Source organism: Streptomyces murinus (assembly GCF_002154555.1).
Lineage (GTDB): Bacteria > Actinomycetota > Actinomycetes > Streptomycetales > Streptomycetaceae > Streptomyces > Streptomyces murinus.
Genome location: NZ_MUNF01000888.1, coordinates 1 through 3,202 on the forward strand (window position 1 = coordinate 1; position 3,202 = coordinate 3,202).

Annotated in this window: 4 protein-coding genes; 2 read left to right on the forward strand and 2 right to left on the reverse strand. The window is 73.1% G+C overall.

Annotation, left to right across the window (positions count from 1 at the left end):
- Positions 1-23 precede the first annotated feature (23 nt).
- Positions 24-1,109, reverse strand: coding sequence for a prephenate dehydrogenase (locus tag CCN72_RS36305; protein ID WP_086812611.1), 1,086 nt, complete (start codon positions 1,107-1,109; stop codon positions 24-26).
- Positions 1,106-1,468: a chorismate mutase gene (gene aroH / locus CCN72_RS36310; protein WP_085564052.1), complete on the reverse strand. Its 363-nt coding sequence runs from the start codon at positions 1,466-1,468 to the stop codon at positions 1,106-1,108. Before aroH ends, CCN72_RS36305 begins: the two co-directional genes overlap by 4 nt.
- Positions 1,469-1,663: 195 nt before the next feature.
- On the opposite strand from aroH, the gene CCN72_RS36315 reads away from it, so the two are divergent.
- Both CCN72_RS36315 and CCN72_RS36320 read left to right on the forward strand, forming a co-directional pair.
- On the forward strand, positions 1,664-2,128 hold the full coding sequence (locus CCN72_RS36315) for a Rieske (2Fe-2S) protein (protein WP_086812612.1): 465 nt from the start codon (positions 1,664-1,666) through the stop codon (positions 2,126-2,128).
- 21 nt (positions 2,129-2,149) lie between these two features.
- Entirely contained in the window at positions 2,150-2,848 is a 699-nt protein-coding gene (locus CCN72_RS36320) for a nucleotidyltransferase domain-containing protein (protein WP_086812613.1), read from the forward strand.
- Positions 2,849-3,202: the final 354 nt, after the last annotated feature.

Below are 3,202 nucleotides of genomic sequence, written 5' to 3' on the forward strand. Positions count from 1 at the left end.
AGGCCGTGCCGGTGCTCGCCGGGCTACTGCCGCAGCGCCCAGCCCCGCTCGCGCAGCGCGTCGGCGAGCACCGGCACGGCCTGTGGTTCGACCGAGAGCTGCACCAGGCCGGCCTGCTGTCCGGTGGCGTGCTCGATGCGCACGTCCTCGATGTTGACCCCGGCGCGGCCCGCGTCGGCGAAGATCCGCGCCAGCTGGCCGGGCTGGTCGTCGATGAGCACGACGACGGTCTCGTAGGCCCGCGGCGCGCTGCCGTGCTTGCCGGGCACCCGCACCTGGCCCGCGTTGCCGCGGCGCAGCACGGCCTCGATGCCGGTGCTGCCGGCCCGCCGCTTGTCCTCGTCCGAGGACTGGAGGGCACGCAGGGCGCCCACGGTCTCGTCCAGGTCGGCGGCGACGTCGGCGAGCAGGTCGGCGACCGGGCCCGGGTTGGCGGAGAGGATGTCGATCCACATGCGCGGGTCGGAGGCGGCGATCCGGGTCACGTCCCGGATGCCCTGTCCGCACAGGCGTACGGCGGCCTCGTCGGCGTGTTCCAGACGGGCGGCGACCATGCTGGAGACCAGGTGGGGCATGTGGGACACGAGGGCGACGGCGCGGTCGTGGGCGTCGGCGTCCATGACGACCGGGACGGCGCGGCAGTGCGAGACCAGTTCCAGGGCGAGGTTGAGCACCTCGGTGTCGGTGTCCCGGGTGGGGGTGAGCACCCAGGGCCGGCCCTCGAAGAGATCGCCGGTCGCGGCCAGCGGGCCCGACTTCTCCCGGCCGGACATCGGATGGGTGCCGAGGTAGGCGCCGAGGTCCAGGCCGAGCGCCTCCAGCTCCCGGCGCGGGCCGCCCTTGACGCTGGCCACGTCGAGGTAGCCGCGGGCCAGTCCCTGGCGCATGGCGTCGGCGAGGAGTCCGGCCACATGGGCGGGCGGGGCGGCGACGATCACCAGGTCGACGGGTCCCTCGGGGGCCGCGTCGGTGCCGGCGCCGAGCGCGGCGGCGGTACGGGCCTGCTCCGGGTCGTGGTCGGCGAGGTGCACGGTGACGCCGCGCTGCGTCAGGGCCAGGGCGGCGGAGGTGCCGATCAGGCCGGTGCCGATGACGAGTGCGGTTCTCACTGGGCGATGTCCTTGCGCAGGGCGGCCGCGGCGCCGAGGTAGACGTGGGCGATGTCGGCGCGCGGACGGTCCGACTCGACATGGGCGAGGATCCGGACGACCCGGGGCATGGCGCCGGCGATGTCCAGTTCCTGGGCGCAGATCAGCGGCACGTCGGTGATGCCGAGCCCCCGGGCGGCGGCCGCCGGGAAGTCGCTGTGCAGATCGGGGGTGGCGGTGAACCAGATGCTGATCAGATCGTCCGCGGTCAGTCCGTTCCGCTCCAGGACGGCGGTGAGCAGGGCGCCGACCTGCTCGTCCATGTGCCCGGCCTCGTCCCGTTCCAGTTGGACGGCTCCCCGGACCGCTCGTACCGCCACGGTGCTGCTCCTAGCTGACAGGTGCTGACAGGTGTTGTCGTGCTCGACCGTCCAGCCTAGTCAGCCCGCGTGGGCACGGCGCGCGGCGCCCGATCACTGAGACGATACAAGCCGTCCGGTTTCGTGCATTTTCCATGCTTTCTCCCAGAAACCGGTATCGGTATCCGCATCCCGACATGTGTACGGAGTGGTGACATGACCCAGGGCGCGACGCGGCGCATGGTGATCGCGACGGGCGCGGCGGCGCTCGCGACCGGCTGTGGCGGCAGCAACGGCGACACGAGCGCGGCCGCCGACAGCACGGACAGCCCCTCGCCCGCGAGCCCCACGGCGGCGACCCCGACCGGCGCGGGCACGTCCGCGGCGGCGGACGCGAAGAAGCTCGCGAGCACGAGCGACATCCCCGAGGGCGGGGGCAAGGTCTTCGACACGCAGAAGATCGTGGTGACGCAGCCGGCGAAGGGTCAGTACAAGGCGTTCTCGGCGGTCTGCACGCACATGGGCTGCACGGTGAGCCGGGTGCAGAACGGCACCATCGACTGCCCGTGCCACGGCAGCCGGTTCAAGATCGAGGACGGTTCGGTGGCCGACGGTCCGGCGACGAAGCCGCTGGCCGAGCGCCCGATCAAGGTCGACGGAAACTCCATCCAGCTGAGCTGAGGGGCCGCGTAGGCTCCCGGCATGCAGCCCGAGGACCTGGTACGCGACCACACGATCTACGCCTGCGTCATGGGGTCCCGGGCCTTGGGTCTGGCCACGGACGCGAGCGACACCGACCGGCGGGGCGTGTATCTCGCGCCCACCGCCCTGTTCTGGCGGTTCGAGAAGCCGCCGGCGCATGTGGAGGGGCCGGGCGAGGAACAGTTCTCCTGGGAGCTGGAGCGGTTCTGCGAGCTGGCGCTGCGCGGCAATCCGAACATCCTGGAGTGCCTGCACTCCCCGCTGGTGGAGCACCTGGACGACACCGGGCGCGAACTGCTGTCCCTGCGCGGGGCGTTCCTCTCCGTGAAGGTGTACGACACCTTCACCCGCTACGCCCTCGGCCAGCGCAAGAAGCTGGACGCCGACGTCCGTACGACGGGCGCCCCGCGCTGGAAGCACGCCATGCATCTGCTGCGCCTGCTGGCCTGCTGCCGTGACCTGCTGCGCACCGGCGAGCTGCACCTCGACGTGGGCGACCGACGCGAGCCCCTGCTGGCGGTGAAGCGGGGCGAGGTCCCCTGGACGGCCGTCGAGTCCTGGATGACCCGACTGGCCACGGAGACGGAATCCGCCCTTCACCACACCTCACTGCCCCCGGAACCGGACCACGCCCGCGTGGCGGACTTCCTGTTCCGCGCGCGCAGGGATTCGGCGCTGGAGTCGGTACGGCTCGGGTGAGGAGGACGGGTGACGTCGGCTCCGGGGGCGGCGCGGGCCGGTGGCTGTGGACAGGTTCGCCGGGCGGACGCCGGACCGGCGTGCATCGTACGGATGGGACCGGGGCGGGCGCCGGTACCCGCGGGTGGGCCCGCCCGGAACAGCGTGCTGGCGCGCAGGGCGGGGCGGGGTGCCGGTGCCCGTGGACGGGGGCCGCCCGGCGATTCGCGGCAACGTGCCGCCGGGCGGATCGGAGCGGCGGCCTGGTGGATTCGCGCGTACGGGAGCGGACGATGAAGGGCCGGGGCTGAGGCGCGACCTCGTCCGACCGCGCGGGTCGAGCCCGCGGGTTCAACCGGCGACTCGCGCAGGGAC